Origin of the sequence: Tritonibacter sp. AK171 (assembly GCF_030127025.1) — a bacterium.
Taxonomy (GTDB): domain Bacteria; phylum Pseudomonadota; class Alphaproteobacteria; order Rhodobacterales; family Rhodobacteraceae; genus Epibacterium; species Epibacterium mobile.
In genome coordinates, this window is the sequence record NZ_CP126134.1 from 1,007,072 (window position 1) to 1,031,256 (window position 24,185).

Sequence of the window (24,185 nt, forward strand, 5' to 3'; positions counted from 1 at the left end):
CTGCCGGTTGGCAGGAGGCGGACATCAGTTGCCCGCGCTCTCCATCTTGCGATTGGCGATGACCTCTTCGAGCCAGCCCAGTTTCATCTCTGGCACGGAACTCAGCAGAAGGTCGGTGTAATCATCAAAGGGCGGGCTCAGCACCTGCGTTTTGCCGCCGTAGCGCTGCACCTTCCCCTTATACATCACCGCGATATTGTCCGAAATCGCGCGCACCGTCGCCAGATCGTGGGTGATAAAGAGATAGGCCACATCCTCGATCTTTTGCAGGTTGAGCAACAGCTTCAGGATGCCATCGGCGACCAGTGGATCAAGCGCCGAGGTGACCTCGTCGCAGATGATCATCTTGGGCTTTGCCGCCAATGCGCGGGCGATACAGACACGCTGTTTCTGCCCGCCCGACAGCTCTGCCGGGTAGCGGTCCATAAAGCTCTCGCCAAGTTCAATCTCATCGAGCAACTCGATGATCCGCTTGCGCTTTTCGCTGCCCCGGAGGCCGAAGTAGAACTCCAGCGGGCGACCGATGATGGTGCCCACGGTCTGGCGTGGGTTCATCGCCACATCCGCCATCTGGTAGATCATCTGCAACTCGCGCAGATCCTCGCGGGTGCGGTGTTTGAAGTCCGGCGTGAGGGTGCGCCCGTTGAAGTAAATCTCCCCCTCGCGTGGCGGCAACAGCCCGGTGATGACCCGCGCGAGCGTCGATTTGCCTGAACCAGACTCGCCCACCACGGCCAGCGTTTGACCGGGGTAGAGATCCACGTTCACATTGTGCAGCACATCGAATTTGGTGCCCTGATAGCGCGCGGTGATATTGCGCACCGACAGGACCGGCTCCTCGGTGGGGGCCTTTTCCTCATGCTCGATGGAGCGCACGGACACCAGCGCCTGCGTGTACTCTTCTTGTGGGTTGTTGATGATCTGATCGACGGTGCCGTATTCCACGGTATTGCCGTGGCGCAGCACCATGATGTCATCAGAGACCTGCGCCACCACCGCGAGATCGTGGGTGATATAAAGCGCGGCCACACCGGTGTCGCGGATCGCTTCCTTGATGGCCATCAGAACATCGATCTGCGTGGTCACATCGAGCGCCGTCGTGGGCTCGTCAAAGACCACCAGATCGGGCTCAGGACAGAGCGCCAGTGCGGTCATGCAGCGCTGCAACTGGCCGCCGGAGACCTGATGCGGATAGCGGGCACCGATGTTGTCGGGATCGGGCAGGCCGAGCTTGGCAAAGAGGTTGCGGGCGCGATCTTCGGCCACTTTGCGCGAAAACTTGCCCTGCTCGACAGCGGCCTCGATCACCTGTTCCATGATTGTCTTGGCCGGGTTGAACGACGCGGCTGCGGATTGCGACACATAGGTCACCTCGCCGCCGCGCAGTTTGCGGATGTCGCTCAGTTTGGATTTGAGGATATCGCGCCCGTTGACCCAGACCTCGCCGCCGGTGATCTTCACGCCGCCCCGACCGTAAGCCATGGACGACAGACCGATGGTGGATTTGCCTGCACCGGATTCCCCAATGAGCCCCAGCACCTTGCCGGGCATCAGATCAAAACTGACGCCATGCACGATCTCGATGTCATGGGGTTTTTCGCCGGGCGGATAGACCGTGGCGCCGATTTTCAGGTCGCGGACCTTCAGGAGTGGTTCGCTCATCCCCGGCCTCCTTTCAGCGATGTGGTTCGGTTCAGAACCCAATCCGCCACGAGGTTCACCGAGATCGCAAGGGTTGCGATGGCGAAGGCGGGGATCAGGGCGGCGGGGATGCCATAGACGATACCGTCCTTGTTTTCTTTCACGATGCCGCCCCAGTCTGCCTCGGGGGGCTGTACGCCCAGACCAAGGAACGAGAGGGTGGAGACAAAGAGCACCATGAAGATAAAGCGCAGACCCATCTCTGCCACCAGCGGAGATAGCGCGTTGGGCAGGATTTCGCGGAAGATGATCCATGCGGTTTTCTCGCCGCGCAAACGGGCGGCCTCCACATAGTCCATCACCTCGATATCGACGGCAACGGCGCGGGCCAGACGGAACACGCGGGTGGAGTCCAATAGACCCATCACGAGGATCAGCATAGGCACGGTCACCGGTGTGACCGACAGCACCACCAGCGCAAAGATCAGAGTCGGGATCGACATGATCAGATCGACAAAGCGCGACAGCAGCTGGTCAACCCAACCACCGGAGACCGCAGCAAAGATGCCGAGGATCGCACCGGTGGTGAAGGAGATCACCGTCGCCATTGTGGCGATAAAGATGGTGGTGCGCCCGCCGTAGATCATGCGGCTCAGGAGGTCGCGGCCGATGTTGTCGGTGCCCAGCCAGTAGTCGGCGCTGGAAGGTTCCCAGACGTCGCCGACCACTTCGGCCATGCCATAGGGGGCCAAGAGCGGCGCAAAGATCGCGCCGAGGAAGTAAAGGGCCGTGAAAAACAGCCCGATCAAAGCGGATACGGGTATATTCTTCATTTCGGATGCCTCAGACGCGGGTTCGACAGGATCGACACGATATCGGCAACCATGTTGAGGCCGATATAGACGGCGGCAAAGATCAGGCCACAGGCCTGCACCACCGGCACGTCACGTTTGGAGACATGATCCACCAGATATTGCCCCATGCCGGGATAGACGAAGACCACTTCGATCACCACGACACCGACGACCAGATACGCAAGGTTCAGCATCACCACATTCACAATCGGTGCAACCGAGTTGGGAAAGGCGTGGCGCCAGATGACCTTGAAGGTCGAAAGCCCTTTCAGTTCAGCGGTCTCGATATAGGCGGACTGCATCACGTTGAGGATCGCCGCACGGGTCATCCGCATCATGTGGGCAAGCACCACAAGCGTCAGCACCGCAACGGGCAGGGCGATGGAATTGAGCTTCTGCCACAGGCTCATACTGTCGTTGATCATGGCGACAGAGGGAAACCAGCGCAGTTTCACGGCGATCAGATACATCAGAACGTAGCCGATCAGGAATTCAGGAATGGAGATCGACGCCAAAGTGACGCCTGAGATCAGCTTATCGGGCCAGCGATCTTTGTAGCGTACCGCCAAAAGACCGAGGAAAATGGCCAAAGGCACCGCAATGATGGCGGCCCAGAAGGCGAGGAACAGCGTGTTGGAGAGGCGCGAGCCAATCGCAGAAGTGATGTCCTGTCCAGAGGTCAAGGCAGTGCCAAGATCACCCTGTAACGCACCGAAAAGCCACTCAAAATAGCGAGTAAGCGGAGGGTCGTTCAGGCCAAGATCTGCGCGCAGGTTGGCGAGCGCTTCGGGGGTTGCGGATTGTCCGAGGATGGACTGGGCGACGTCACCGGGCAGGATCATGGTGCCCGCAAAGATCAGTGCCGAGATCATCAACAGGAGGAAGAGGCTCAGCGCAATGCGCTGAGCCAGTAGCTTTAGAACCGGATTCATATCAGGCTTTGACCCACATTTTCATGGGCGCATAGAAGTTGTTCAGCTCAAAGCCTGTCTTGGCATCGACCCAGCCGTCCACTTCGGTGCTGACACCGTCAATGAAGCTGTTGAACATCGGGCAGACCAAGCCACCTTCGTCGCGGACCATGGTGGACATATCCGCATACATCTGCGTCCGCTTGGCCTCATCCAGTTCTGCGCGTGCCGCATAGAGCAATTGGTCGAATTGCTCGTTGTTGAAACGGGTGTCGTTCCAGTCTGCGGTGGACAGATAGGCGGTTGAGAACATCGAATCCTGCGTCGGACGGCCACCCCAGTAGGAGGTACAGAAGGGCTGTTTGTTCCAGACCTCGGACCAGTAGCCATCGTTTGGCTCACGCTTGATTTCGAGGTTGATGCCCGCTGCCGAAAGCGATTGCTGGAACAGCGCAGCCGCATCCGGCGCACCCGGGAAGGAGTTATCGGAGGTCCGCAGCAAAATAGAGCCGTCATAGCCCGATTTCTGCATGTGGAACTTCGCCTTGTCGGGATCGTAGGTGCGCTGCTCGAGTTCAGTGAACAGCGGATAGGACGAGTTGATCGGCGTGTCGTTACCAATAGAGCCGTAGCCGTTCAGGATCTTGTCGACCATTTCCTGACGGTTGATGCCGTATTTCAGCGCCATGCGCACATCGTTGTTGGCAAAGGGATCTTTGTCGCAATGGGCAATGAACACATAGTGACCCGGACCTGCGGTTTCGCGCACGTCGATGGTCGGCGCACGGTCCACAAGGCGGGCAGTGCGTGGCGGGACGCGGTTGATCATATGCACTTGGCCAGACTGCAGGGCAGCAACACGCGCGGTATCGTCGTTGATGACGATAAACTCGATGGTGTCGGCATGACCCAGCGAGTCGTCCCAGTAGTTGGGGTTCTTTTCCGCAACAAAGCGCACGCCGGGCTCGACCGATTTCAGGATGTAGGGGCCAGTACCGATCCCTGCCGCCGGATCGTCCTTGCCACCACCCGGCTGGATCAGCAGGTGATAGTCGGTCAGCAGATAGGGCAGGTCGGCGTTGGGTTCATCCAGTTCGATGATGAAATCAGACCCTTCGGCGCGCATGGATTTGATCCCGCGCATAATGCCGAGCGCGCCGGATTTACTTTCCTCACCGGAGTGACGCTCCATCGTGGCAAGCACGTCTTCGGCGGTCAGTTCCTTGCCGTTGGAGAAGGTTACACCCTGACGGATCTTGAAGGTCCAGACGCGGGCGTCGGCAGAGGCGTCATAGCTTTCGGCCAGACGGTGCCAGATGCCGCCCATCGGGTCGAGTTCGACCAGCGGCTCGCCCCAGAGACGGGACACTGAGGTTGCGGTGGCATTTGCAGCCAGTGCCGGATCAAGGCTGTCAGCAGAGCTGCCGCCCTGAATACCAACCCGGATGGTGCCGCCCTTTTGCGGACCTGCGGCCTTGGCAGCAGTGGCCAACAGCGTGTTGGCCCCCAGTGCGGCCACACCCAGCGCCGCAGCGCGGCCGAGGAATTCGCGTCGGCCCATACGGCCCAGAGCGGCTTCCAGTGCGAGGTGCTTGAGATAATCGTTCATTCGTTGTCTCCCTGTCGAGGTTACGGGTAGGCCCCGGCTTTTTTCTTGAATGGTGAATCAAGATTTGCCGATTTGGCACACTGGGGCAAGGAATAATGCCAGAAAATTGCCTGAACCTTGCTGGGGGTGCCGGGAAAACCGGCCATTATCGCCCCCATGTCAGCCCGCACATCCTCTGGCTCGAGCGGGGGGTGTTACCCCGGTCTTGCGGGTTTGTGTGGACGGTCATCGGTGTCGAGCCAGATTGTAACAGGACCGTCGTTGACAAGTGAAACTTTCATGTCAGCACCAAACTCTCCGGTCTCAACCGGCAGGCCGATCGCACGCATTTTGTCGCAAAAACAATGATAAAGGCGCTTTCCTTCATCTGGAGGGGCCGCTTTTGAAAAGCCGGGTCTTGTGCCGCTCCGGGTGTCGGCACCCAGCGTGAACTGGCTGACCACCAGCACGGCACCGCCAATGTCGCTGACGGAGCGATTCATCTTGCCTGCGTCATCGCGAAAGATCCGCAGGCGAGAAATTTTATGCACCAGTTGCGCGGCTTCATCTTCCGAGTCGCCCTGCATGGCGCAGACCAAAACCAGAAGACCGGGACCGATTTCGCCGACGACATTTGTATCGACGGTGACGCTGGCGGTGCTCACACGTTGCAGGAGGGCACGCATGCCTGTCCTTTCATCTTGGGATTACGGGAGAGGGCTGAGCGCGCCGTGTCGCTGATAGAGCAGCGCCCGACAGCATCAGCCAGAGCGACCGCGACCGCGTGAGGTCGGGTCCGTCTTGGGTGGCTGTGACGCCTGCGTGGCCGTTGGTCGAACTCGCTCAAAGCGCTGTCGGACAATGTGTCGTCTCCCCGGATTTGGCGCGAACATGCCGGGGGTGTCGCGAAAACGCAAGCAGATGTCGGAATTTAACTCTGTGACGCGAGGTAGGCCACCCCCGCCGCGACGATCAGACCCAGCACCACGGCACCGGCGATCTTCCATGCGGAATAGGGGCGTTCGCCCTGCACGCGGCCGGACTGGCCATTGACCACAAAGCGATAGCTTTGGCCGCGGTATTTATAGGCTGCCAGCCAGACCGGCAGCAGCACATGTTTGAAGGTTACCGCGCTGACGTCCGTATCGACCGAACTGATGCGCTGGCGATCCCCGCCGATGTCGAATTTGATGTCGCGTTCGATGACCCGGTCCATTTTCTGGCGCGCATCGGCAAAGCCTGTCTCAAGGTCGACTGTATAGGCTTCGGCCCGGAACCCGGCCAGATACTTGGGTTGATAGGGCGCAAGCTGCGACAGATCCCAAGGCTCCAGCCCTTCGGTATATTTGCGCGGCAGGCTTTTGGAGGCCAGCACCAACACGTCGTCAAAGAACCGCTGCACGCGCCCGCGCACATTCGACCAGCGCACGCGGATTTCGGTGCGCACCTGCGGCTTGCCATCGACCATGACGGTGCGGCTGACGGTATATTCCGTGCCGCGCTGGCCGGTATATTGGCTGTGGGTCTGGGCGTCATAGGTCCAGTAGGGAACGTAAATCCCATCGAGCTTGCGCCCCTTCTGGGCGTAGTCCTTGAGGCCATTGGGGGCAAACCACAGCCCGCCGAGCCAGTCTTCCATCGCCTGACGCGCGGCGCGTTCGTCAAACTGAAAGGGCAGCACGCCCTTGGGTTTGATATGGCGATTCTCGCCGGTGTCCGCCACCACCGGGGTCGCGCAGAAGGGGCATTCCAGCGCATGCACCGAGGGGTCAAACTCTACTTGTGCTGCGCAATTGGGGCAGGAGGAGACGCGCGTCACTTCCATCTCGGCAGCGGGAAGCTGTTCGCGCAGGGCCTTGAGGAAATCGAGCTCCTTCAGCGCGCTTCCGCCCCATGGGCTTTCAGTGAGGTCTTTCTTGTGACCGCAGTGATCGCAGATCAGCGCGCCCTCGGCGGGGGCAAAGCGGTAGTCCGCGCCGCATTGCTCGCAGGGGAAACGATGGGTTTCCTCGGCCTGTTGCGGGGCTGCGTCCATTACGGGCGGGGGCGGCGGTGTCTGGGTCACGTCAGGCGGGCTCTTTGAACACAGGTTTGGTCGCGGGAAGGGGGCGGGGCGCAGATATAAGAGGGTCGGGCGTCAGCGCGCCCGACCTTTGGACCTCGCGGCGTGAGTTTCAGCTGCCTGCGGGTGGTGGTGGTGGCGGCGGAGGGGGCAGGATCGTGAAGAGCTGAGCCAGCTCAGTGACGTCGCCTGCGCGCATCCAGCCGTCCTGACCCGGTGTCCAGACATGGGTGTCGCGGGTAAGCTGGCCTTCTTGGGCCATGCGTCCCATGCGGGCCTTGGAGTAGGGGCCGGAGGTCTGACCGTTTTCTGCAATGTGCCAGACATGTTCCACCGGCGGTGGCGGCGGGGCCATCGGTGCGGCTTGGGGCGAGGGGTGCGACGCAGCGGGTGCGGGCCGTGCGCCCCATGGCCCGGTGGTCTGACCCGCTGCCTGAGACGATGCGCCTCCTTGCATCGCCTGTCCCATCTGCTGTGCCATAGACATCCCCATCCCCATGCCGAGACCGGCGCCCATGCCGCTGTTGGGGGTCTTGGCGGCGGCTTCCATCGCTTCGGCGGCCTTGAACTGGGTATAGCGGCCCAGATCGCCGATGATGCCCATCTGGGTGCGCTTGTCCATCGCCTGCTCCACCGCCGGCGGCAGAGAGATGTTTTCCACATAAAGCTCCGGGATCGAGAGGCCGTATTCTGCCACAACAGGGCCGATTTCGGCCGCGACCAGCTTGCCCAGATCGGCGGTGTTGGCGGCCATATCAAGCACTGGAATGCCGGAGCTTGCGATTGCGCGAGAGAACTCCTGCACGATGATATTGCGGATCTGGTAAGAGATCTCGTCCATGGTGAACTCACCATCGGTGCCGACAATCTCGGTGAGGAACCGCGCCGGGTCCACTACCCGCACCGAATAGGTGCCAAAGGCGCGCAGGCGCACCGGGCCGAACTCCGGGTCGCGGCACATGATCGGGTTCTTGGTGCCCCATTTGAGGTCATTGAACCGCGTCGTCGCGACAAAGTAGATCTCGGACTTAAAAGGCGACTGGAAACCGTGGTCCCAGTGCTGCAGCGTCGTCATCACCGGCATGTTGTTGGTTTCGAGCATATAAAGCCCGGGCGTGAACACATCCGCCAGCTGGCCTTCATGCACAAATACCGCCGCCTGACCTTCGCGGACCGTCAGCTTGGCACCGTATTTGATTGCATGGCCTTCGCGCTCAAAACGCATGACCATCGTGTCGCGGGTATCATCGGTCCAGTGGATGACGTCGATGAATTCGCCTTTGAGAAAATCGAAAATGCCCAAGGTGTTCCCTCCCACGGCTGTTTCCCAAGATGTAGCAATCCATTGGTCCTGAAACCAGAGGGCAGCCCGCTTGGGCGGCGTTTTTGCCAATTTGAAGCAGAGTTTCCCCGCAAAACCGGGTAGCGGATCGCAGGGCTGCCCGGTTTTTTCACGCAGATGCGCGCGACTGAGGTTAGCTTTGCTGGACCCAAAGGCGGGTCAGCCCGTGGAAATGGTAGCTGTTGGAATACTGCGGTGCCTCTGCCAATTTCAGTTTTGGGCAGCGCGCAAACAGGATCGGCAGGGCAATCTCCATCTCCAACCGCGCCAGCGGCGCGCCGACACAGAAATGCAAGCCGCCGCCAAAGCTCTTGTTCACCTTGGGGGGGCGGGTCGGGTCAAACTGATCTGCGCGCGCCAGCGCCTCCGGGTCGCGGTTGGCCGCTGCCAGCATCAGCGCCACCAAATCGCCGCGCTGGAAGGTATGGCCGAGCATCTCGACCTCCTCATAGGCGTAGCGGGTGAACATATGCAGCGGCGGATCATAGCGCAGGATCTCCTCCACCAGCCCGCTGATGCCCTCGGGGGCCAGCCACTCTGGCGACCAGCCCTGTTCCAGCATCGTCTTCACCCCGTTGCCGAGCGAATGCACCGTCGCCTCGTGCCCGGCATTGAGCAGCAGGATGCAGGTGCCGATCAGCTCATCCGTGGAAAGGCTCTCGCCATCTTCTTCGGCCTGAATGAGGCGGGTGATCAGATCATCACCCGGTGTCTTGCGACGCTCGTCCACATAGTTGGTGAGAAAGGCGATGAACTCTTCGCTCGCCTTGGCGGCGGCATGTTCGGTCTCGATGGTTTTGGAGGCCTGATACATCGCCACCATCTTGTGCGACCAGTCCAGGAGCTTCGGGGCCATGTCTTCTGGCACGCCGAGCAGACGACAGATCGCGATCACCGGCACTTGCGTGCAATAGGCGGTCAGCAAATCAAAGGGCGCATCATTGGGAAAGGCATCAATCAGATCATGGCACAGCGTCTCCAGCCCCGGTGCGAGCGCCTTGATCTCGCGGCTGGTAAAGGCGCGCAGCACCAGTTTGCGCAGGCGTGTATGCCGGGGCGGTTCCGCATCCAGCAAGGAATGTGCTTCCACTTGCAAAAAGGGCGCCAGATGGGCCGGGCCTTCGGTGGCCATCTCGGCGGGGATTTCGCGGCCAAAGCGGCGGTCGCGCAGCAGCATATGAACTGCATCATGGCCAAAGGCGGCCACCATTTTATAGTCCTGCCAGTACCCGAGTTTCCCAGCTGCGCGCGCAGCGTCGTAAAAGGGATAGGGGGCCTGGACAAAATCTGGGTCAGTCGGGGATTGGGTCAGTGTTTTCATGTATATGGCTTTTTGCGGAGGTCTCTGGCCTTGGCAAGGGGGGCTTTGCTACTGTGGCGCAATGTTGGATACACGTCACCCCCGTCTCGCCCTGATCTTAGGCGTTGTTCTGGTCATCGTGGTGCTGTCTGTCGCGGTTTGGTCATCGGCCTACCGGCAGGCGCTCACGGCGCTAGGAGAGCGCACCGCGTCCGATCTGGCGCTGGCCTCTGATCGGGTCAGCACACAATTGCAGATTTTTCGCGAACAAGCGGTGCTGGTGGTGGAGCATCCGGGGCTTCAGACGCTGGACAATGCAGCAGGGCGGGAGTTGGCGACAAATTTGCTGCGCCGCTTTGCCGATAAATCCGGCGCGCTTGATGTGTTTTATGCGGATGCCAGCGGGCAGGTGCTGGCGGCAGCCGAAGGGGTCGCGGGGGCGGATGTCTCACAAAACCGCTATTTTCGTCGCGCCATGCAAGGCGCTATGGGGGCAGAGCCGATGGTGCTGCCCGGTGGCAAACGCCGCGCCTATTTCTTTGCGGCGCCTGATTACGGCCCCGATGGGCGGGTGCGCGGAACATTGGTGGTGGTGGCCGATATTGAGGTGGTCGAGCAGACGTGGCGCGGCTCGCTGCCGGCGGTGTATTTCACCATCGAGGATGGCCGGGTCTTTATGTCGAACCGGTTTGAGCTGCTGTTCTGGCAGCTGGATGACGACAAGACCGGGCTTATGACCGCCGATGGGGGCGATCTGCCGCTGAAGGTGCGTCATGTGGGGGAACATGAAATCTGGCAACAGGGCTGGAGTCCCTATTTGCCCAATCAGGCTCTGCATCTTGGCATTGATCTGCCTGCCATTGGGATGCGCGGCGAAATTCTGGTGGATGTAACACCGGCGCAGCGGATCGCCACATTGCAGGCGATGGCGATGGCTGCGGTCTGTCTGGCCTTTGGCACGATCCTGTTCTGGGTGGCAGAGCGCCGCCGCACTCTGGCAAAGGCCAATGCCGAACTGGAGGTGCGGGTTGAGACCCGCACGCGCGCCCTGTCGGATGCCAACGTGCAGCTGCGCCGGGAGGTGCGCGAACGCAAGGAGGCAGAGGCGGCACTGAAACAGGCGCAGGCCGAATTGGTGCAGGCCGATAAACTTTCGGCACTGGGGCAGATGTCGGCAGGGATCTCCCACGAGTTGAACCAGCCGCTGATGGCGATCCAGCAGTTTGCCGAAAATGGTCAGGCCTTTCTGGAGCGGGGCAAATCGGAGCGCGCGGGTGAGAACCTGACGCGGATTGCGCAGATGTCGGCGCGGATGGCTCGGATCATCAAGAACCTGCGCGCTTTTGCCCGCAACGAGAGCGAGCCGGTGGGCCGTGTCGATCTGGTGCAGGTGATCACTGCGGCGGTGGAGCTGACTGAAACCCGTCTGCGCGACCTTGACGTGACGCTTGACTGGCGGCCCCCCGAGGCGGGCGCGATCTGGGTGCGCGGCGGCGAGGTACGGCTGACGCAGGTGTTTGTGAACCTGATCAACAATGCGGTGGATGCGATGATGGGACAGGACGACCGCCTTGTTCGGATTGTCGTCAACGATGGTGAGCGGCTTACGGTAACTGTGCGCGACATCGGCCCCGGCCTGAAGCAGCCCGAAAAGGTGTTTGAGCCGTTTTACTCCACCAAGGCGGTGGGCAGCTCTGAGGGCATGGGGCTGGGGCTGTCCATTTCCTACGGTCTGGTGCAAAGCTTTGGCGGCAACATCCGGGGCACCAACACCGAACATGGCGCCCTGTTCACGGTTGAGCTGGACTACTGGAAAGAGGAAACCGCCGCATGACGCGCTCTTTGTCACCGCTGCCCACCCGCAAAGTCTTGTTGGTGGATGATGACGCCGCCGTGCGTGAGGCGCTGGGCCAGACGCTGGAACTGGCGGATCTGGATGCGGTGACGGCAGGGTCGTTTGTCGCGGCCAAGGACCACATCACGCCAGAGTTTGACGGGGTGATCCTGTCGGATATGCGGATGCCGGGGCGCGATGGGTTTCATCTTCTGGCCTATGCGCAGGAGGTGGATGCGGAACTGCCGGTGGTGCTGCTTACGGGCGAGGGCGACATCCCGATGGCAGTGCGGGCCATGTCCGAAGGCGCGTTTGATTTCCTTGAGAAACCCTGTGAGACGGCAAAGTTGATGACGGTGCTGGAGCGGGCGCTGAAAACCCGCGCTCTGGTGCTGGAAAATCGCCGCCTGCAACGGCAGCTGGAGCGGGGCGACCCGGCGGCGCGGATGATCTTTGGCACCTCGCCGCAGGTGCAGGAGTTGCGCGCGCGGGTGCGCGCGGCCTCCGTCACCGAGGCAGAGGTGCTGGTGAGTGGCGCGCCGGGCAGTGGCATTCCCAAAGTTGCCGAGGTGGTGCATCTGATGTCGCGGCGCGGGCAGGGTGCGTTTGTCAAACGTCCGGCGGCGGGGCTGACGCCTGAAACCTTTGAGGAGCTGTGCCACAGCGCCGAGGGAGGATCGCTGTTCCTTGATGAGCTGTCCGCCATGCCGCAAGAGACGCAATACGCGGTGCTGGCGCGGCTGGAGCAGGGCAGCGATGCGCGCATCATCGGTGGCTCTTCCGTTGATCTGTCAGAGAGGGTCGCGGGGGGCAGCTTTAACGCCGATCTCTACTACCGGCTTGATGTGATGCGGGTGCGTATTCCGTCGCTTGCCGAGCGGCGCGACGATATCCCTGTGCTGTTTCGTCACTACGTGTCGCAGGCGGCAGAGCAAGCCGGGATTGATGCGCCCGAAATCAGCCCCGAGACCCTCGCCAGCCTGATGGCGCAGGACTGGCCCGGCAATGCGCGGTCCTTGATGTCGGCCGCGATGCGCTTTGTGCTGGGGATGCCCGAGGAGGTCTCCAAAGCCGCCGACCTGGGGTTGGCAGAGCAGATGGCGCAGGTGGAGCGCTCCCTGCTTATTGCGGCCTTGGGGCGGCAAAACGGCAAGGCGGCTGCGGCTGCCGAAGCGCTGAAGCTGCCGCGCAAAACCTTTTACGACAAGCTCGCCCGCTATGGGATTCGCCCAGAAGACTATCGGCGCTAACGTTTGTGCGGATTTTCGCACAACCCGCAACAGCCCTGTGTGAAATCCCGCACAGGCCGGCAAGGCGCGCATCACTTGCGCCTTCATACTTTGCGTTAACTTATTGAAAATAGGCGAAAATAGTTAATTTGTCGTGATTCTCGAATCGCGACTTGAGCGAAACTCCGCCTTTGCCAATTCTAGCTCCCAAGCCTCGGGTCCGATCCGGGGTCAGAGGAAGACATCGATTCTTAGGGAGGATCTCCATGAAGTTTCTGACTGCTGCCGCAACCGCGCTGGCACTGAGCGTCACCGCAGGTGCCGCACAAGCCGAAGCCTGTGATGACGGCGAAATCGTCGTAAAGTTCAGCCACGTCACCAACACCGACAAGCACCCCAAGGGGATCGCGGCCTCACTGCTGGAAAAGCGCGTGAACGAAGAGATGAACGGCACCATGTGCATGGTCGTCTATCCGAACTCCACGCTTTATGACGACAACAAGGTGCTTGAGGCGATGCTGCAAGGCGACGTGCAACTGGCCGCACCGTCGCTCTCGAAGTTTGAGAAATTCACCAAACAGTTCCGCCTCTTTGATCTGCCGTTCATGTTCAAGAACATCGACGCGGTCGACGCCTTCCAAGCCTCCGACAATGGTCAGGCCATGCTCGACAGCATGCAGCGCCGTGGTCTGCAAGGTCTGGGCTACTGGCACAATGGCATGAAGCAGATGTCGGCCAACAAGCCGCTATTGCTGCCCGAAGATGCCAATGGTCTGAAGTTCCGCGTGCAATCCTCTGACGTGCTGGTTGCTCAGATGGAAGCGATCGGCGGCAGCCCGCAGAAAATGGCCTTCTCCGAAGTCTATGGCGCGCTGCAGCAGGGTGTTGTGGACGGTCAGGAAAACACCTGGTCCAACATCTACGGCAAGAAGTTCTTTGAGGTTCAGGACGGTATCACCGAAACCAACCACGGTGTGCTCGACTATCTGGTTGTGGCCTCCGTTGACTGGCTCGACAGCCTTGAGCCCGAAGTGCGTGATCAGTTCATGACCATCATGCATGAGGTCACCGCAACCCGGAACGCCGAATCCACCCGTGTGAACAACGAAGCCAAAGAGTCTATTATCGCCGCAGGCGGTGTGGTGCGTGAGCTTTCCGCTGATCAGCGTCAGGCGTGGGTCGATGTGATGAAACCCGTCTGGGAGCAATTCGCAGGCGACGTGGGTCAGGACATGATCGACGCGGCGCAGTCCATCAACGCGGGCTTCTAAGGCAGATCTGCGGTCCCGTGCGGGCCGCGATCATCTGAAATACTGGTCAGAGCGCAGGCAAAATGCGCTCTGACACCTGAGCGGCACAGAGACTGTGTTCGCACCCATTTTCCCAAAAACTGGAGAGACAATGATGTCGGGGGCAAGAACCGGCCCGTCCGGGTTCATCCATACACTTGAGGAATCGTTGATCGCGCTGATCCTCGGAGCAATGACATTGCTCACCTTTGCCAACGTGATTGCGCGCTACGTCTTCAATTCCAATATTCTCTGGGCGCTTGAGGTCACTGTGTTCCTCTTTGCCTGGTTGGTGCTTTTGGGCGCGTCCTATGCGGTCAAAGTGCATGCCCATCTGGGCGTTGATGCGGTGATCAACATGCTGCCCGAAGGCGTGCGTCGTACGCTGGGTCTGATTGCGGCGGCGGCCTGCATTATCTTTTCGCTTCTGATGCTGAAAGGTGCCTATGACTACTGGGCGGTTTTTGCCGATCTGCCACCAACCTCCGGGCGCTGGTTTCCGACCGGTCTGGATCTGAAAGCGCGGAGCCAGAGTTTCTATGAGGTTCAGGATGTGCCGATGATCGGTGCGCTGCGCTTTCTTGAGGATCTGATCAACTACGGCGATTCCTACGAAAAACTGCCAAAGGTCGTGCCTTATCTGGTGTTGCCGCTGTCGATGCTGTTGCTGGTGATCCGCTTTGTTCAGGCGGCATTTCAGATCCTGCGCGGTCAGACCGACCGTCTGGTTGCAAGTCACGAAGTCGAAGACGAACTCGAAGCGGTTCGCGCTCAACAAGGAGAGCATGACTGATGGAAGTGGTTCTTCTCTTTACCCTCGTGATCGGACTGCTGCTGATCGGTGTGCCGATTGCGGTGGCTCTTGGTCTGTCGTCCACCGTGTTCCTGCTGATCTATTCCGACAGCTCGCTGGGCTCGGTTGCGGGGACGCTGTTTCAGGCCTTTGAAGGGCATTTCACCCTGCTGGCAATTCCGTTCTTTATTCTGGCTTCGAGTTTTATGACCACAGGCGGCGTGGCGCGGCGGATCATCCGTTTCTCCATCGCCTGTGTCGGTCACTTGCCGGGCGGTCTGGCGATTGCGGGCGTCTTTGCCTGTATGCTGTTTGCAGCGCTGTCCGGGTCGTCGCCAGCAACCGTGGTGGCCATCGGGACGATCGTGATCGCGGGCATGCGTCAGGTGGGCTATTCCAAGGAATTCGCTGCCGGGGTGATCTGTAATGCAGGTACGCTCGGCATCCTGATCCCGCCTTCCATCGTGATGGTGGTTTACGCCGCAGCGGTTGAGGTCTCGGTCGGGCGGATGTTCCTTGCCGGTGTCATCCCGGGCCTGATGGCGGGCATCATGCTGATGGTCACAATCTATGTGATGGCCAAGGTCAAGAACCTGCCGCAGGGCGAGTGGAACGGCTGGGGGGAGGTCTTTGCCTCTGCACGTGAAGCAGGCTGGGGTCTGTTCCTGATCGTGATCATTCTGGGCGGCATCTACGGCGGTATCTTCACCCCGACCGAAGCGGCTGCAGTGGCAGCGGTCTACGCCTTCTTCATCGCGTGTTTTGTTTACAAGGACATGGGGCCGCTTTCCAATGGAGAGGGGCAACCCAAGGACTCGCTGTTGAAAAAGCCCTATGCGCTGATCACCGCGTTTTTCCACAGCGACACCAAACACACGCTGTTTGAGGCTGGCAAGCTCACCGTGACGCTTTTGTTCGTGATCGCCAACGCGCTGATCCTGAAGCATGTTCTGACCGACGAGCAGGTGCCGCAGCATATCGCCAATGCGATGCTTTCTGCAGGGTTTGGCCCCGTGATGTTCCTGATCGTGGTCAATGTGATCCTGCTGATCGGCGGGCAGTTCATGGAGCCATCGGGACTTCTGGTGATTGTGGCGCCCTTGGTGTTCCCGATCGCCATTGAGCTGGGGATTGACCCAATTCACCTCGGTATCATCATGGTTGTGAACATGGAGATCGGGATGATTACACCGCCGGTGGGGCTGAACCTCTTTGTGACCTCCGGGGTTGCGGGGATGCCGATGATGGCGGTGGTGCGGGCTGCGCTGCCGTTCCTCGCGGTGCTCTTTGTTTTCCTGATTATGGTGACATATATCCCGGCGATCTCGACCTTCCTGCCCAATATGATCATGGGGCCTGAGATTATAACCAACTGATCTGATTGATAGATGGGAAATGATGCGCCCGGAGAGTTGCCTCTCCGGGCGTATTTTTATCGGCAGGGGCGTTGCCCCTCTGCGCTGACGCGCATTCACCCCAGGATATTTGCGGTTAGAAGAAGGGGAGCGGTCGGCGCTTTGGCAAAGAAAACGCCCGGACCGTGAAGTCCGGGCGTTTTTCATCAGGCTGACGCGGGAGGGAGGCCGCGGCGGCCAGAATTATTAAGCCGTACGCGGGCGTGACAGCAGCAGGGCAGGTGCTTTGATCGCACGTACCAGTGCAGCGCCGATGCTGGAGAGGATGACGCCCATCATCTCGGCGCGCATTTTGCGGGCGCGCAGTTCGATGTCTTTCATCTCTTCGCTGAGCAGCGGGGCGGTTGAATTCAGGTCCATAACTTCACCTTGGGGTCTTCGTTTGATGCCCTTCATCTAGTGTATCCCTCAGCTTTGCACATCGCATAGCTTGGCAATCCCGCTATGCCTCTGCTGCAATGCGGCATCCGGGAGATGGATCGTTTCGCCATGAAAAAAACCGCCCGTGCTGATGCAGGGCGGTTTCTTTTCTTGGGCTGCAGCTGTTGGTGATCAGCTGGCGCGGCGCTCATCAAAGCTGAGCGCGATGAAGCTTGGCATATGGTCACCCATGCCCACGACCTTGTCATCGCGGCGATCATCGCGGCGTCCGCGAGAGCGGGATTTACCGGATTTGTTGGTATCGTCCGCGGGTTTCTCGGCCTGACGCTGGGGTTTGTCCTGCGCCTGCTGTGGCTGCTGCTCAGGCGTTTGTGCAGCGGCTTCGACCGGCGGTTCTTCGGATTTGGCAGCGGTGGTTTTGCTGCGGCTGCGACGGGCCGGTTTGGGCTTATCGCTTGTTGCGTCTTCCTTGGTCGCGGTTTTGCGCGGCGTCGGCTTTACCGGGTTTTCCAAACGGGTGATTTCTTTTTGAACCAGACCCTCGACAGCATCCAGCGCCTTTTCATCGCGCGGGCTGCACAGGGTGATGGCTTTACCGTTGCGCCCGGCGCGACCAGTGCGCCCGATGCGGTGCACATAGTCCTCCGCATGGCCGGGTACGTCGAAGTTGAACACATGGCTCACGGAGGGGACATCCAGACCACGCGCCGCCACATCGGAGGCCACGAGGATCTTGAGCGTTCCGTCACGGAAGCCATCCAGCGTTTTTGTCCGCTGGCTCTGATCCAGATCGCCATGGATCGGTGCCGCGTCATAGCCGTATTTCTTCAGCGATTTTGCGACGATATCCACGTCGGTTTTGCGATTGCAGAAGATGATGGCGTTTTTGACGGCCTCGCCTTCCTGATTGATCAGCTCGCGCAGAACGCGGCGTTTCTCGCTGCCTTCGCGATCCTTGCGGGAGGCTTTGAACATCACCACCGCCTGTTCGATCGTCTCGGAGGTGGTCGCTTGCCGCGCGATCTCCACCCGTTCGGGGCCGGAGAGGAACGTATTGGTGATGCGCTCGATCTCCGGTGCCATGGTGGCGGAGAAGAACAGCGTCTGGCGGGTGAAGGGCGTCAGCGAGAAGATGCGTTCGATGTCGGGAATAAAGCCCATATCGAGCATCCGGTCGGCCTCATCCACCACCATGATTTCAATGCCGGTCAAGAGCAGCTTGCCGCGCTCGAAATGGTCCAGCAGGCGGCCCGGTGTGGCAATCAGCACGTCAACGCCACGGTCGATGGCTGCATCCTGTTCCTTGAAGGAGACGCCGCCGATCAGCAGGGCCTTCGTCAGCTTGACGTGTTTGGCGTAGGTGTCGAAGTTCTCCGCCACCTGTGCGGCCAATTCGCGCGTCGGGCAGAGCACCAGCGAGCGCGGCATGCGCGCACGGGCGCGGCCACGGGCAAGGCGGGTGATCATCGGCAGGGTGAAGGAGGCGGTCTTGCCGGTGCCGGTCTGAGCGATCCCGAGGACATCGCGTCCTTCTAGGGCGGCGGGAATCGCGCCTGCCTGAATCGGGGTCGGGCTTTCATATCCTGCTTCCTCAATGGCTTTGAGGACCTTCGGATTAAGGTTCAGATCGGTGAATTTTGTCATATGCGTCCGTTTTTGCGGACACTGACCTGGCCCGCGCGTGTGTCTCTATCCCGGTATCAGTCGGACGCCTGAGCAGTCAGGTGTCCCCGGATGTGGCGGCACATAGCAAAATTGCGAGATACGGTCAAATGATCGCGAAATTCCGCCGGCGTTCTTTTGGAGATTGGGGGTATTTGCAGTATTTCTGAAACAGTTCGTCAGAATTCCGGGAAATGTTTCCGCCGCAATTGTGCAAGTGGCAAGCTCCGTTGGCGCAAAAGTCCCTCTGCCGTCAATTTTTGCCGCAAATCGGGGCTGTCGGCGCAAACTTCATCGAAAAAGGCCCTGAGGCCGGATTCGCCCTCTTCTGATTCCAAGGAGGACAGCAATTCGTGCAAGGTGACACCGCCGGTTTCGCGGGGCTGAGCGGGGCGCAGGTCTGCCCGGTAGGATCCTTTTTGCAGCCGGTAGCGATAGTGGTTCAACCAATGCTCCCAGTCGCTCGCGTGGAAATGGCATAGGTCCATATCATCGAGCTCTGTTTTGGCAGGGTTTTCGACGCCATCCACAAAGACATTGTGAATGCGCAATTCCACATCACTCAGGCCACAGCGCACAAAGACCTTGCCCTGTATGTGGCTGACAAAGCCGCCTTTCAGGTAGCCGCCGAAACGGGGGTAGAGCCGGGCGCTGGTGGCGCTGGCGTTTGACCCCTGGGGCACGCGCGCCTTGAATTGATCGTTGCTGCCAGCGAGCAACTCCAGCGGGCGCACGCGGGCGCAGATGGTGTCGTCTGTGAGGGATGCGAGTTGTGTTTCAATCGGTGAGGTGGACCACAAAAACTCATCAACGTCGATATGGATCAGCCAATCCAGGTCGCGGGCCTGACGGCGATAGGCGCGGGTGGCGTTCAGGCTCTGGCGGACCTGATGTTTTACCGGCACACGGCCCCGGCGTTTTTGCCAATGGGCCTCCGTGGTTTCAGTGACCCGGATGTGTGGGTGGTTTTCAAGGTGTGGCAGCGCCGCGGGGCAGGGGGCATCCAGGTAGAGAAACAGGCGATGCGCACCTTGTTCCAGATGCCATGCGGCAAAGTTCAGGATCTCCTGCGCGCCGGCCTTGAGGGTGGCGACGAGGCCCCATTTTCCCGTAATTGCGGGATCTTTCATGTGTCCACCTGCCTGCGTGATCGAAAACGGGCACCCGGTAAGGGGTGCCCGCGTCTCAGACCATCATTTCCTTGGTGGAGGAGAGTTTCAAGTCAGGATAATCCCGTTCCACCCGGTCGATGTCCCATTGCAAACGGGTCAGATAGACCACGTCGCCATCGTTATCATGAGCGATATGCTGTTTGTTGGCGTTGGTGAATTTGTCCACCGCCGCCTTATCGCCATGCACCCAGCGCGCCGAGGTGAACTGCGAGGCCTCAAAACGCACCGGCAGGCCGTATTCCATCTCGATCCGGCTGGCGAGCACCTCGAACTGCAACTGGCCAACGACGCCGACGATAAAGCCCGAGCCAATCGAGGGTTTGAACACCTTGGCAGCGCCTTCCTCAGCGAACTGCATCAGCGCTTTTTCCAGATGCTTGGCCTTCATCGGATCGCCCGCCCGCACACCTTGCAGCAGTTCCGGTGCAAAGGACGGAATACCTGTGACGCGCAGCGCCTCGCCCTCGGTCAGCGTGTCGCCAATGCGCAGCTGGCCGTGGTTGGGGATGCCGATGATGTCACCGCCCCAGGCCTCTTCGGCAAGCTCGCGGTCAGAGGCGAGGAACAACACCGGGTTGGAGATCGCCATCGGTTTTTTGGTGCGCACATGGGTGAGCTTCATGCCGCGTTTGAAGTGGCCGGAGGCCAGTCGCACAAAGGCCACGCGGTCCCGGTGCTTGGGGTCCATATTGGCCTGCACCTTGAAGACAAAGCCTGCGACTTTTTTCTCTTCGGGTGCGATTTGGCGGGGTTCGGCGGATTGGATCTGTGGCACCGGGCCATATTGGCCAATGCCGTCCATCAGCTCACGCACGCCAAAGGAATTGATCGCAGAGCCGAACCAGATCGGGGTCATATGCCCCTCAAGTACAGCCTGCGGGTCGAGTTTGGGCAGCAGTTCGCGCGCCATTTCGACCTCTTCGAGCAGCTTTTCCAAGAGGTGCTCGGGCACATGTTCGGCCAGTTTGGGATCATCGAGTCCTTGGATCGAGATGCTCTCGGCAACCTTGTTGCGGTCGGCGCGGTCCATTAGCTCCAGCCGGTCACGCAAGAGGTCGTAACAGCCGATGAAATCGCGCCCCACACCGATAGGCCAGCTGGCAGGCGTCACATCAATGGCGAGGTTTTCCTGAATCTCGTCAATGATTTCAAAGGTGTCGCGGCTTTCTCGGTCCATCTTGTTACAGAAGGTCAGGATCGGCAGATCGCGCAGGCGGCAAACCTCAAAGAGCTTCTGGGTCTGGCTCTCGACGCCCTTGGCGCCGTCGATCACCATGACGGCTGCATCCACCGCCGTAAGCGTGCGGTAGGTGTCCTCGGAAAAGTCCGAGTGGCCGGGGGTGTCGACGAGGTTGTAGCGGAAATCGCCGTAATCAAAGGACATCGCCGAGGCCGAGACGGAGATGCCGCGGTCTTTTTCCATCTGCATGAAGTCGGAGCGCGTGCGCCGTGCTTCGCCCTTGGCGCGCACCTGTCCGGCCATCTGGATGGCGCCACCATAGAGGAGGAATTTCTCGGTCAGGGTGGTTTTACCCGCATCCGGGTGCGAGATGATCGCAAAGGTGCGGCGCCGCGCGATTTCCGGCGGCAGATCGGGGCGGTTATGAGCGGTGTCCAACATGAGGCTGGCCTTAGCCAGAAAGCGGGGATGAGGCAAGGAAAAGCGGTGTCATCGCTCAAGGAGCGCGGGAGATCTCCCGCCCATCCATCGTTGCGCCCCTTTGGGGCACCCCGCGTCCGGTTGGGCCGGGCGCCGGGCCATTCGGCCCGGCGAGGCTCAGAGCACCGGATCGGTGTTCTGAGCCTTCCCCAGCATCATGTGGGGCGTTGTGGTCTGGACCGTGGCGACAGAGGCAGGCTGGGAGGGGGCTGCGATTTTTGGGAATTTTGCGGAACAATTTGCGTGGTCTCACGTTGTCTGTCCGAACGCGAAACAAAACCGGAAAGGACATTCCCATGCCGAAGGATCAAACCGCACCGTCCACCGAAGATATTGCAACGCAGATGGAAGTCCTGCGTTCTGACATTTCTGCGCTTACCAAATCCGTTTCCGATCTGGCCAAGGATCGTGCGGGCAAAGCCCGTGATGCGGCGCGCGACACTGCGCGCGAGCAGGGCCAAGCGGTCGCGAATGGAGCTGCCCAGATGACTCGCCAAGCCGAGGACGCGGTGCGCGCGCAACCGCTTGCGGCAACGGCAATTGCAGCCGGACTTGGCTTCGCGCTGGGTTATCTGAGCAATCGTCGCTAACGCGATGCTGAGGCTCATTAAATCCAAGGCCCGGCGCGGAGTGCGCCGGGCGCGCTACGCGGCACTTTGTGCGGTGAGCGCGGCGATTGGCGCGGGGTTTGCGACGACGGCGCTTTATGCGGCGCTTTTGCAGTCCGGGCAGTCGCACGCGATGGCATCGCTTATTCTTGGCTGTATCTGGTTTGGCCTGTCGGGGGTCTTTCTGCTGGCCAAAGGTGCGGTTGGTGAGGATCGCGAAGACTATGGTTCAGAGCCGCGGGTTGGCTCACCTCATGTGGCGCATCCCAACGGTCATGCCGCAACAGCACCGAGCGTGGCTGAGGCCTTTATGAATGGTGTGAACGAGGGCGCGGGCTTTGCCCGTATGCAACAGCGCGGCAGCTGATGGGGCCGCGCTGTTGTAGTACTCGGAGCCGGGCACGCATGGTGCTGGTGGGCTGATGGCGTTGGCGCGACCTTTAGCGCAGGGATGCGCGTTTTAGCAATTCTACCGCATCGGGGCGCTGTAGCAGCGGGCGGCGAATTTCCAGCCCGTGATCCCCGCGTGTGCCGTGGCGGCGCGGTGTTGCAACTTTGCGCTGAATATCCTCTGGCAGGGCCGGGCGCGTGATCGCATCCACCAGCATCGATTCAGCTGCGATTCCCTCGGCGTAGATGATGTGGTGATGGTCAAACAGGATCTGGTAGTAATCGATAAAGCCGCCGTCCTGCACCACGACACTCTCGCCATTGACCAGATCCCGCGCGCGTATCATCAACTCGTGACGCCCGGTGCCCAATACATCCGAGCGCTGATAAATCATCAACCGGTGATCTGGGCTGACCAGCAGGTCACGGGCATTGTTAAGCGCACCCTCCCGGATCAGGACCGGGGCCATCTCGCCGACGGCGCGCACGGTGGTCTGCCCAACCCAAGTGATCGTGCGCGCACCGCTGTTGCGGGTCAGAACCCGGTCACCGGGTTGCAGGGTTTCAATCGCGCGCTGCTCACCGGTGCCCATGGTGATGTGCGTTCCGCGTGAAAACGCAACACAGCTGAGCTGTGCAAGTCGTTCCCAGACGCGGGCACGATCCGCACGGACCAAGCGATAGCCTGTTCCAACAGACAGTGGCGCCTGCGGGATCAAATATACTGCGGTGATTACTCCGGCCTTGTCGACCTCAACCGCGATCAAGGCTTCGATCGCGCTGCCAAGATCGGGCATCAGGGTGATGGCGCAATCCAGATAGAGCGCAGCCTCAGGCTGGCCCATCTCGCTGTCGGAGTGCAGTGAAATTGCGCCCTCGGCGGAGACGGTGAATGCCAGCCGCTGCAGCCTTGCAGGGCTGCTCAGCTCGTAGATGTCATCCATCACCAACTCATCCAACAACCCAACCGGATCGCCCGAATTGGCGCCTATATCCACGCAGAACTGTTCCGCCGGATAGGCCGGGAGGGCGTAGAGGGAGATGGTGTCGTCTGTCACGTCGATCACTGTCTTTCGGTCTAAGGAGGCTGTCGGGAGCGCCTCGATTGCGGAACAACTTTGCACCCCGCGTAGTAAAGACTAGGTTCACACTTGGGCGAGAAACGGGCACTCAGGGGAAAATTTCTGGCCCGTGCCCGGTTTGTCATCTGGAAAACCCGTCACTGCGCTGGCAGGGTCACGCCGGAACACGCAGCAGCAGGGAGAGTTTCATGGATCTGGGCATTCGCGGAAAGCGCGCATTGGTATGTGCATCGAGCAAAGGGTTAGGTCTGGGCTGTGCAGAAGCATTGGCGCAGGCGGGTGTGGATCTGTTGATGAATGCGCGCGGCTCTGAGGCGCTGGAAGCATCGGCTCAGGACATTCGCGACCGGTTCGGGGTGCGTGTGGATACGCTTGCGTGTGATGTGACCGATGAGGGCGCGCGCGCAGAGCTGATCGAACGCGCCAAAGGTGTCGACATCCTTGTCACCAACGCAGGCGGTCCGCCTCCGGGCGTCTGGAGCGATTGGGACCGCGAAGATTTCATCAAGGCGATTGATGCCAATATGCTCACCCCGATTGCGCTGATGAAAGCGCTGCTGCCGCAGATGATGGACGCAGGCTGGGGCCGGGTGGTCAATATCACCTCGCAGTCGGTAAAAGCGCCAATCGCGGCGCTGGGGCTTTCCAATTCCGCGCGCGCGGGGCTGACGGGCTATGTGGCGGGCACCTCGCGGCAGGTGGCTGGCAAGGGTGTGACCATCAACAATCTGCTGCCGGGCATTCATGCCACCGACCGGGCGATCTCGCTTGATACCGGGGTGGCGCAGGCACAGGGCATCAGCATGGATGAAGCCCGCGACCAGCGCGCCGCTACAATCCCAACCGGGCGCTATGGGACGCGGCAGGAGTTTGGTGCGACCTGCGCATTCTTGTGTTCACAGCATGCAGGTTTCATCGTTGGGCAGAATATTCTGCTGGACGGTGGTGCCACCAATATGACGATCTGACCCG

General features: G+C 60.3%; 21 protein-coding genes. 8 read left to right on the forward strand and 13 right to left on the reverse strand.

The window, feature by feature from the left end; all coding sequences use genetic code 11:
* Positions 1 to 24: 24 nt before the first annotated feature.
* The 8 genes from QNI81_RS04810 to QNI81_RS04845 all read right to left on the reverse strand — a co-directional run bounded on the left by QNI81_RS04810 (position 25) and on the right by QNI81_RS04845 (position 9,719).
* Positions 25 to 1,662, reverse strand: a complete 1,638-nt coding sequence (locus tag QNI81_RS04810; RefSeq protein ID WP_283967552.1) for an ABC transporter ATP-binding protein — start codon at positions 1,660 to 1,662, stop codon at positions 25 to 27.
* A complete protein-coding gene (locus QNI81_RS04815; protein ID WP_005628639.1) occupies positions 1,659 to 2,474 on the reverse strand; it encodes an ABC transporter permease in 816 nt (271 codons plus the stop codon). The genes QNI81_RS04810 and QNI81_RS04815 overlap by 4 nt, the downstream gene beginning before the upstream one ends.
* Complete coding sequence (locus tag QNI81_RS04820) at positions 2,471 to 3,427, reverse strand: ABC transporter permease (protein WP_005628642.1); 957 nt, start codon at positions 3,425 to 3,427, stop codon at positions 2,471 to 2,473. The genes QNI81_RS04815 and QNI81_RS04820 overlap by 4 nt, the downstream gene beginning before the upstream one ends.
* Position 3,428: 1 nt before the next feature.
* Entirely contained in the window at positions 3,429 to 5,015 is a 1,587-nt protein-coding gene (locus QNI81_RS04825) for an ABC transporter substrate-binding protein (protein WP_283967553.1), read from the reverse strand.
* A gap of 194 nt (positions 5,016 to 5,209) precedes the next feature.
* On the reverse strand, positions 5,210 to 5,680 hold the full coding sequence (dtd, locus tag QNI81_RS04830) for a D-aminoacyl-tRNA deacylase (protein ID WP_283967554.1): 471 nt from the start codon (positions 5,678 to 5,680) through the stop codon (positions 5,210 to 5,212).
* A gap of 245 nt (positions 5,681 to 5,925) precedes the next feature.
* Positions 5,926 to 7,029 (reverse strand): TFIIB-type zinc finger domain-containing protein, encoded by a 1,104-nt coding sequence (locus tag QNI81_RS04835; protein ID WP_005628650.1) that lies wholly within the window; start codon positions 7,027 to 7,029, stop codon positions 5,926 to 5,928.
* Between the two features lie 139 nt (positions 7,030 to 7,168).
* Positions 7,169 to 8,359, reverse strand: coding sequence for an SPFH domain-containing protein (locus tag QNI81_RS04840; protein WP_114962738.1), 1,191 nt, complete (start codon positions 8,357 to 8,359; stop codon positions 7,169 to 7,171).
* Positions 8,360 to 8,531: 172 nt separating this feature from the next.
* Positions 8,532 to 9,719 (reverse strand): cytochrome P450, encoded by a 1,188-nt coding sequence (locus QNI81_RS04845; RefSeq protein ID WP_283967555.1) that lies wholly within the window; start codon positions 9,717 to 9,719, stop codon positions 8,532 to 8,534.
* A gap of 61 nt (positions 9,720 to 9,780) precedes the next feature.
* On the opposite strand from QNI81_RS04845, the gene QNI81_RS04850 reads away from it, so the two are divergent.
* The 5 genes from QNI81_RS04850 (at position 9,781) to QNI81_RS04870 (ending at position 16,219) form a co-directional block, all read left to right on the forward strand.
* Positions 9,781 to 11,532, forward strand: coding sequence for a sensor histidine kinase (locus tag QNI81_RS04850; RefSeq protein WP_283967556.1), 1,752 nt, complete (start codon positions 9,781 to 9,783; stop codon positions 11,530 to 11,532).
* On the forward strand, positions 11,529 to 12,782 hold the full coding sequence (locus QNI81_RS04855; RefSeq protein WP_283967557.1) for a sigma-54-dependent transcriptional regulator: 1,254 nt from the start codon (positions 11,529 to 11,531) through the stop codon (positions 12,780 to 12,782). Before QNI81_RS04850 ends, QNI81_RS04855 begins: the two co-directional genes overlap by 4 nt.
* A gap of 245 nt (positions 12,783 to 13,027) precedes the next feature.
* On the forward strand, positions 13,028 to 14,032 hold the full coding sequence (locus QNI81_RS04860; protein ID WP_009176572.1) for a DctP family TRAP transporter solute-binding subunit: 1,005 nt from the start codon (positions 13,028 to 13,030) through the stop codon (positions 14,030 to 14,032).
* A gap of 133 nt (positions 14,033 to 14,165) precedes the next feature.
* Entirely contained in the window at positions 14,166 to 14,843 is a 678-nt protein-coding gene (locus QNI81_RS04865; RefSeq protein WP_009176906.1) for a TRAP transporter small permease, read from the forward strand.
* Positions 14,843 to 16,219 carry a TRAP transporter large permease gene (locus tag QNI81_RS04870; RefSeq protein ID WP_005634554.1) on the forward strand — a complete coding sequence of 459 codons (1,377 nt, stop codon included), beginning with the start codon at positions 14,843 to 14,845 and terminating at the stop codon, positions 16,217 to 16,219. The genes QNI81_RS04865 and QNI81_RS04870 overlap by 1 nt, the downstream gene beginning before the upstream one ends.
* A gap of 225 nt (positions 16,220 to 16,444) precedes the next feature.
* On the opposite strand, the gene QNI81_RS04875 is transcribed toward QNI81_RS04870, so the two are convergent.
* The 4 genes from QNI81_RS04875 to QNI81_RS04890 all read right to left on the reverse strand — a co-directional run bounded on the left by QNI81_RS04875 (position 16,445) and on the right by QNI81_RS04890 (position 21,094).
* Complete coding sequence (locus QNI81_RS04875) at positions 16,445 to 16,618, reverse strand: RSP_7527 family protein (protein WP_009176519.1); 174 nt, start codon at positions 16,616 to 16,618, stop codon at positions 16,445 to 16,447.
* Between the two features lie 192 nt (positions 16,619 to 16,810).
* Positions 16,811 to 18,283 (reverse strand): DEAD/DEAH box helicase, encoded by a 1,473-nt coding sequence (locus QNI81_RS04880; protein ID WP_283967558.1) that lies wholly within the window; start codon positions 18,281 to 18,283, stop codon positions 16,811 to 16,813.
* A gap of 197 nt (positions 18,284 to 18,480) precedes the next feature.
* Positions 18,481 to 19,431, reverse strand: coding sequence for a glycosyltransferase family 2 protein (locus tag QNI81_RS04885; RefSeq protein WP_283967559.1), 951 nt, complete (start codon positions 19,429 to 19,431; stop codon positions 18,481 to 18,483).
* A 55-nt stretch (positions 19,432 to 19,486) separates the two neighbouring features.
* Positions 19,487 to 21,094 carry a peptide chain release factor 3 gene (locus tag QNI81_RS04890; protein ID WP_283967560.1) on the reverse strand — a complete coding sequence of 536 codons (1,608 nt, stop codon included), beginning with the start codon at positions 21,092 to 21,094 and terminating at the stop codon, positions 19,487 to 19,489.
* Between the two features lie 335 nt (positions 21,095 to 21,429).
* Here QNI81_RS04890 and QNI81_RS04895 point away from each other — a divergent pair, with 335 nt between their 5' ends.
* Together QNI81_RS04895 and QNI81_RS04900 are read left to right on the forward strand one after the other, a co-directional pair.
* Positions 21,430 to 21,723 carry an ElaB/YgaM/YqjD family protein gene (locus QNI81_RS04895; protein WP_283967561.1) on the forward strand — a complete coding sequence of 98 codons (294 nt, stop codon included), beginning with the start codon at positions 21,430 to 21,432 and terminating at the stop codon, positions 21,721 to 21,723.
* A 4-nt stretch (positions 21,724 to 21,727) separates the two neighbouring features.
* On the forward strand, positions 21,728 to 22,108 hold the full coding sequence (locus QNI81_RS04900; protein ID WP_046002017.1) for a hypothetical protein: 381 nt from the start codon (positions 21,728 to 21,730) through the stop codon (positions 22,106 to 22,108).
* A 73-nt stretch (positions 22,109 to 22,181) separates the two neighbouring features.
* On the opposite strand, the gene QNI81_RS04905 is transcribed toward QNI81_RS04900, so the two are convergent.
* Positions 22,182 to 23,198: a Hint domain-containing protein gene (locus QNI81_RS04905; protein WP_283967562.1), complete on the reverse strand. Its 1,017-nt coding sequence runs from the start codon at positions 23,196 to 23,198 to the stop codon at positions 22,182 to 22,184.
* A gap of 203 nt (positions 23,199 to 23,401) precedes the next feature.
* Here QNI81_RS04905 and QNI81_RS04910 point away from each other — a divergent pair, with 203 nt between their 5' ends.
* On the forward strand, positions 23,402 to 24,181 hold the full coding sequence (locus tag QNI81_RS04910) for an SDR family oxidoreductase (protein WP_110364162.1): 780 nt from the start codon (positions 23,402 to 23,404) through the stop codon (positions 24,179 to 24,181).
* Positions 24,182 to 24,185 lie beyond the last annotated feature (4 nt).